General features: G+C 66.0%; 8 protein-coding genes. 4 read left to right on the top strand and 4 right to left on the bottom strand.

The features are described 5' to 3' along the window. Positions 1-573 precede the first annotated feature (573 nt). Complete coding sequence (locus tag ACTHNC_RS01170; protein ID WP_440292755.1) at positions 574-1182, bottom strand: TMEM175 family protein; 609 nt, start codon at positions 1180-1182, stop codon at positions 574-576. A gap of 44 nt (positions 1183-1226) precedes the next feature. After that, positions 1227-1514, bottom strand: a complete 288-nt coding sequence (locus ACTHNC_RS01165; protein ID WP_440292754.1) for a hypothetical protein — start codon at positions 1512-1514, stop codon at positions 1227-1229. Between the two features lie 200 nt (positions 1515-1714). Here ACTHNC_RS01165 and ACTHNC_RS01160 point away from each other — a divergent pair, with 200 nt between their 5' ends. The 3 genes from ACTHNC_RS01160 to ACTHNC_RS01150 are packed head-to-tail and all read left to right on the top strand — an operon-like array spanning position 1715 to position 3314. Then, a complete protein-coding gene (locus ACTHNC_RS01160) occupies positions 1715-2308 on the top strand; it encodes a molybdopterin-dependent oxidoreductase (RefSeq protein ID WP_440292753.1) in 594 nt (197 codons plus the stop codon). After that, a complete protein-coding gene (locus tag ACTHNC_RS01155) occupies positions 2305-3048 on the top strand; it encodes a ferredoxin reductase (protein WP_440292752.1) in 744 nt (247 codons plus the stop codon). The genes ACTHNC_RS01160 and ACTHNC_RS01155 overlap by 4 nt, the downstream gene beginning before the upstream one ends. Continuing rightward, positions 3048-3314, top strand: a complete 267-nt coding sequence (locus tag ACTHNC_RS01150; protein WP_440292751.1) for a DUF6510 family protein — start codon at positions 3048-3050, stop codon at positions 3312-3314. Before ACTHNC_RS01155 ends, ACTHNC_RS01150 begins: the two co-directional genes overlap by 1 nt. A 13-nt stretch (positions 3315-3327) precedes the next feature. Here ACTHNC_RS01150 and ACTHNC_RS01145 read toward each other — a convergent pair whose 3' ends face one another. After that, a complete protein-coding gene (locus ACTHNC_RS01145) occupies positions 3328-4269 on the bottom strand; it encodes a helix-turn-helix domain-containing protein (protein WP_440292750.1) in 942 nt (313 codons plus the stop codon). 89 nt (positions 4270-4358) lie between these two features. Here ACTHNC_RS01145 and ACTHNC_RS01140 point away from each other — a divergent pair, with 89 nt between their 5' ends. Beyond that, complete coding sequence (locus tag ACTHNC_RS01140) at positions 4359-5288, top strand: helix-turn-helix domain-containing protein (RefSeq protein ID WP_440292749.1); 930 nt, start codon at positions 4359-4361, stop codon at positions 5286-5288. Positions 5289-5312: 24 nt separating this feature from the next. Here the strand turns inward: ACTHNC_RS01140 and ACTHNC_RS01135 are convergent, their stop codons facing one another. After that, complete coding sequence (locus ACTHNC_RS01135; protein ID WP_440292748.1) at positions 5313-5639, bottom strand: DUF7882 family protein; 327 nt, start codon at positions 5637-5639, stop codon at positions 5313-5315. Between the last annotated feature and the right edge of the window lie 81 nt (positions 5640-5720).

Here is a 5720-nt window from a genome sequence, read left to right as displayed (position 1 = left end):
GCGACCTGGCGCTGCGGAACACCTTCCGCGACCAGCCGCCTGATCAACGCCCAATCCTCCAAGGAGATCACCCATCCAATCTGTCTGGGTGGCCTACTTTTCAAGCGTCGCTATGGCCTACTTTTCGAGCGTCGTCGACAGACCGTCGCCGTCTGGTTTCTCGTCGATGCGCCCTGTGCGGTGGGCGGTGTCGCGGCTGCCGCTTCGGTTCCGGCGAGGACGGATCCTCCGGCAGCCAGCGCACCGGTGGCGAGGGTAGCTCCTAGCAGCTTTCGGCGGGTCAGTTCGGTCACGGTCATCTCCTTTGATGGTGAATGCGAACGCCTCCCTAGGTCAGAACGCTGACGCGTCGCCCGGGGGCACCTGATCGATCCTGCCTGCTCGCTCGGGCCCAAGCAGTACAAAACCGGCAAAGATGCCGGTTTGTTACAGAAGGCGGCGAGGCGTGTCCTTGAGCCGTCCGGCATCCGGACGGTGTCAACCGTCAGCTCCCAGTAGGCAGAGGCCGAGGTCTTTGCGTTGATTGCGCGGGGTCCACGAACGTGGAGATCGCCGACCTCGCGCATCTCTCGATCAACTCGGTGAGTCCTTGCCTCTTGATCGGCGCCGGAACGGTGTCGCATCCGGCCTCAGGTGCAACGCGAGTGCGAGGCAGATGAAGCCGAATCCGAGCCAGTTGTCGATGAGCGCGAGCCCGGCAGCCGCGGCGAATAACGCGAACGCGAAGATCGATCGCCTTCTCGCCGACAGGTATTCGGATCGGGAGAAAGCGGTCGAGTGTTTGAGTATCTCGGCTTCGAAGAGGTTGTACATGCCGTCGGTGACGACGAACAAGACTGCGTAGAAGACGACCGGGACCTGGGCGAGTTCGGTCTGTGCGAGCCAGGCGGTGGCGAACGGGAGGAACGACACGCAGAAGAGATGGCCGAAGTTGAGCCAGATCAACCGCAACGACGGAGTGGTGATGAAGGTCATCAGATAGTGGTGATTCATCCAGATGATGGCGACGAACGCGTAGCTGACGACATAGCTGACAACCGTCGGCCAAAGGCCAAGAAGACCGGCCCACGTCGGCGAAGTCGGTGGACGCAATTCGAGCGCCATGATGGTGATGATCACGGCGAAAACCGCGTCCGTGTACGCGGACAACCGAGCCGGTGTGCTCGGCGCCATCTTGTTCATACCCGTACCTTCATCCTGCGAGCCAGGCCGGGCCGGGCAACGGCCTAACGGGCCCGAACGTCGAAGCCGAGGTTCCGCAGAACCTTGACCGCTCCCGACCTTCCACCCTCGAAGTCGCTCGATGCGAGGCGATCACCCGTCGCGAATTCGTAGGCGGTTCCGAGGATGGCCTTCGGCGGGTAGAGCTTGCCCTTGAACACGAGGTCGTAGGTCGTCGTCGGCGCGAAGCCGTGCGCCGCAAAGAACTCCCGGGCACCGAGGTCGTCGTATTCCTCGACCGCTCGACGCACGTGCGCTTCCGTGACGGACTCCCAGTTCACGCTCTTCGTCATGGCACCCGTCCTATCTCGAATACCGCTGAGTCGGCGCGAAATCCATCGCACCCGAACATTTGACGACTCTATCCGGGCTGCCGCAGGCAAGGACCGCCGATGGGGTCGGCGTTGTTGTCGTCCGGGGCGGGTGTTTCGCCGGGGAACGGGTACGGCAATACTGAAGGAGCCGGCGACCGCCGGCCGGAAGGGTAGGCCGCATGGCGCTCATCACCAGAGGATTCGGCGGCCGTGGCGGCCAACGCGACAGCAGGCTTCCACCAGGACAGACGCACGTGGACGATTGGCCAGTACTCACGGCAGGAGCCACACCAGACGTCGATCCCTCGGTCTGGGAGTTCACGGTGGCCACCGAATCCGGCGATCCGATGACCTGGGACTGGGACTCGTTCCGGGCGCTCGGCATGGAGGAGTTCCGGGTCGACATCCACTGCGTCACGCATTGGTCCCGGCTGGGGATGCCGTGGCGCGGCGTGAGCCTGGACCGCGTCTTCGAGCAGGTGGAGACGTCTTACGACTACGTGATGGCGCACAGCTATGGCGGGTACACCACGAACGTGCCGCTGGAGGAACTCCTCGGCGGTCGTGCGTGGATCGCGTTCGAGGCGGACGGTGAGCCGCTCGAACCGGAGCACGGCGGCCCGGCCCGTCTCGTGGTTCCGCACCTGTATTTCTGGAAGAGCGCGAAGTGGGTACGCGGGCTGACGATGATGCCGCAGGATGAGCCAGGGTTCTGGGAAGAGCGCGGCTACCACCTGCACGGCGACCCTTGGACGGAAGAGCGCTATTCGTGACGGTGCACGCGGCCTGGTACGTGGCAGCGGTGACCGCCACCGCCCAGGAGACGCCGAACGCGCGTCGGATCACGCTCGACATTCCGGGATGGCCGGGGAACGTGGCAGGCCAGCACGTGGACATCCGTCTTACGGCCGAGAACGGCTACCAGGCGAGCCGGTCGTACTCGATCGCCTCGTCGGGTGAAGCGCCGTCCATCGAACTCGCCGTCGATCGAGTCGCCTCCGGGGAGGTCTCCCCGTATCTCGTGGACGATCTCATGGTGGGGGATCGGTTCGAGGTGCGCGGCCCTCTCGGCGGCTGGTTCATCTGGAAGCCGGGCGACGGCTCCGCTAGGCCCGTTCAACTCATCGCCGGCGGATCGGGAATCGTGCCGCTCGCCTCGATGGTCCGAGCCCGCCGCGCCGCGAACGACACGACGTCGTTCCGTCTTCTCTACGCGGTTCGCACGCCAGAGGATGTCTTCTTCCGCGCGGAACTGGAGCGCGAGCGCACAGACAGCGGACCGGGCGGAGTGCGTGTGGACTTCGTGTTCTCGCGCAGTGCGCCCGCCGGTGCCGAACGTTCGGCCGGGCGCCTGACACGCGAACTCCTCGCCGAGCTCGTGCTGCCGGCCGCGTCGAATCCACTCGTGTACGTATGCGGATCGACGCCTTTCGTCGAACAGGTGCTGGCCTGGCTCAAGCAACTCGGGCACCAGGTCGATGACGTTCGCGCCGAGCGCTTCGGAGGTGCATGATGCAGAAACTCGATGGCAACGTGCTCGCGGGCCCGCTGTCTCAGGTCATGATCGGCGAGGCGACCGCGGCACGCGGACGATGCGCGGCGTGCGGCGATGTCGCGGTGCTTGCGCAGTGCGTGGTCTACGCAGGGCGCGGCAGGTATGTCGCACGCTGCCGTCGATGCGACGCCGTGCTGCTGACGATCATCGAGGCGGACGGCGACGTGCGCCTCACGATGAACGGCGTCACCGCGCTCACGACCCGTGTCGGATCAGATCGCTGATTCGAAAGCGCACTCACCGCTGTAGGGTCGCGTGCGGCAACTCGCCGAACTGCTCCTGGTAGAACCGGGCGAAGCGCGACATGTGCACGAAACCCCAACGCGCCGCGATCGCCCGCACACTGGATGACCCTCCCGCGTTCTGGGCGAGCAGGTCTCGTCGCACCGCGTCCAACCGCAGACGGCGGACGTACTCCAACGGCGACGCGCCCAGGCGGCGCCGGAACGTGTACTGCAGTGCCCTCGGCGTCACTCCGGCTGCTTCGGCGACACGCTCAGTGGTGAGCGGCTCCGAGAGGTGGTCGCGGATGAAGTCGACGGCGCGCTGCGCGGTCACCGCAGCATCACCGCGCGCCTGGCGCTGCGGTGCGAACAGGTCGAAAGTCTCCAGCGCAGAGGCGATGATCAACTCGCGAGCGCTCTCGCGCATGCGCGGGCTGTCGAACGCGCCGGGCACGCGCTCCTGCAGCGTCATCAGATGATCGAGCGCGCTGGTCAGCGTCGCCGCATCCGTCTTGAGAACGTTCGGCCGATCCAGAGCTCGCAGCGGATCCGGGCCGGAAGCCCCGATCGCCTCGGCGACCGCATCGGCCGACAGCGAGACGGTGAAGAAATCGAGGTCGTCGAAGCTCAGTTCCAGCTCGCGGTGGGGTGGGATGACGAACGGCAGAGGGCCCGTGCCGGTCTCGTCTCCGACGCGCCAGCTCTGCTCGCCGGATGCCGGCCACGCGATGACGAAGTCGTCCAGCGATTCGACGCCAGAGGTTCCGCGCGACTTCAGGTGGACCGTGGAGAACCGCGTCTGCTCATCGTGGTGCGAGATGACCCGATATTGGAAGGAATCGGGATCGTCGCTGTGCAGCCACGCGTGGCTGCCGTACACCTCGGTCAGCGACGCTGCCGCCTTCTCGGGGCTCGACGTGCGCAGCTCGTGGGTCTCGATGCCGGTCACGGTCATGTGCGGCAGTCTCGCAGTCTTCACTTAGTATCGCGACGCGGCAACATGGGCGATCGGTGATCAAACGCCGGGATCGGGTGGAGGGCGGGATGACCGACACGTACTTCGCTGGACGGTTCGGTTCCGACGAGCCCGACCTTGCAGCAGACTGGATCGCCGTTCAGTACGGCAAGGTCGACTTCGATCGCCGGTTCCAGCGCTACACCGAGAACATCGTCGGGGACGAGCGCTTCCTGCTTTCCACCGTGCAGATGTCCGGGCAATACAACGCGACGGTCGACCCCGAGCTGGTCGTGATCGCCAGCACCTCGGTCGGGTTCCGTTGGGAGGTCGGCGACGAGTCGGGCGACCACGCAGAGCCCGTGCTCTTCCAGCCAGGCAAGCCCTATCTGGCGAAGGTGGCTGATTCCGAGATCCACGCGGCCGGGCTCCGCATGGCCGATCTGACCCGCACCGCCCGACTGCTGTATGGCGACGACCGGCTGGAGCCGACGTTCGAGGGTGCGCGTCCTACGGACGCGAAGCGGGCGCGACTGTGGCAGGCGACGCTGGAGATGGCTCGCTCCGAGGCGGAGCGCGGGCTGCTGGCGAATCCGATCGTGCGCTCGAGCACATATCGGTTGCTGGCGGTGTCGGCTCTGGAGTCGTTCCGACTGGCGGGCGAGCCTGCGGAGCGTCGCGCATCCGCCGCTCAGCAGGAGCACCTGCACCGACGAGCCAGGCAGTACTTCGATGAGCACGCGGCACAGCCGATCACGGTCGATGACGCGGCCGTCGCGCTTCGAGCATCCGTTCCAGAGCTGGTCTCCGCCTTCGCATGGCACGAGAACTGCACTCCGGATGCCTACCTGCGGCAGGTTCGCCTGCAGCTCGCGCACGAGGAGCTCGCGTCTGCCCCGCTGGCCGACGAAGCCGCGGGCGACGTGGCCGCCCGATGGGGATTCACGGACGTGACCGGCTTTCTCCGAGCGCGCCGTCGCCGGTTCGGCTGGAGAAGGCGCGGACCAGGTCCCTCCTGACGCGCGCGCCGATCGCCGTCGCGCTCAGGCTGTGAGCGAGCTCTTGCCGCGCGCGGGAGAGCCGTCTTCGTCGAGCACGACGAGTCCGCGGGACCCGTTCGCCTCCGCCTCCAGCAGGCGCAGCCAATCCCGATTGATGTTGGGTACCCGCGAGCCGAGGTACTTGAAGTACACCGGGGTCGAGGATGCCATCCACAGCGAGCTGTGCCCGCCGCCGGTGGACTGATCGTCGATCCAGGACAGCAGGAACGACTCGCCCCGGCGGAACTTGTTGACGATCACCACCTCGAGGTGGGTGAGCAGACGGTCGTCGAACTCGACCTGTTTCGGCCCGCAAATCAAGATCCCCACGTGTGCCTCCCGGACAGATCATATGGCCGGAAAGCGAACATAGCCGAAATGCGAATATGTGCCGCTCGACCGCACGGTCGA

This window comes from Humibacter sp., assembly GCF_051954055.1.
Taxonomy (GTDB): domain Bacteria; phylum Actinomycetota; class Actinomycetes; order Actinomycetales; family Microbacteriaceae; genus Humibacter.
The sequence above is the reverse complement of the archived record's forward strand: the minus strand, read 5'-3'. Positions and strand labels throughout refer to the sequence as shown.

Excerpts from the sequence above, each read along its gene's own strand:
- ACTHNC_RS01160 (WP_440292753.1), top strand. The coding sequence starts at position 1,715 with ATGGCGCTCATCACCAGAGGATTCGGCGGCCGTGGCGGCCAACGCGAC.
- ACTHNC_RS01170 (WP_440292755.1), bottom strand. The coding sequence starts at position 1,182 with ATGAACAAGATGGCGCCGAGCACACCGGCTCGGTTGTCCGCGTACACG.
- ACTHNC_RS01140 (WP_440292749.1), top strand. The coding sequence starts at position 4,359 with ATGACCGACACGTACTTCGCTGGACGGTTCGGTTCCGACGAGCCCGAC.
- ACTHNC_RS01150 (WP_440292751.1), top strand. The coding sequence starts at position 3,048 with ATGCAGAAACTCGATGGCAACGTGCTCGCGGGCCCGCTGTCTCAGGTC.
- ACTHNC_RS01145 (WP_440292750.1), bottom strand. The coding sequence starts at position 4,269 with ATGACCGTGACCGGCATCGAGACCCACGAGCTGCGCACGTCGAGCCCC.
- ACTHNC_RS01165 (WP_440292754.1), bottom strand. The coding sequence starts at position 1,514 with ATGACGAAGAGCGTGAACTGGGAGTCCGTCACGGAAGCGCACGTGCGT.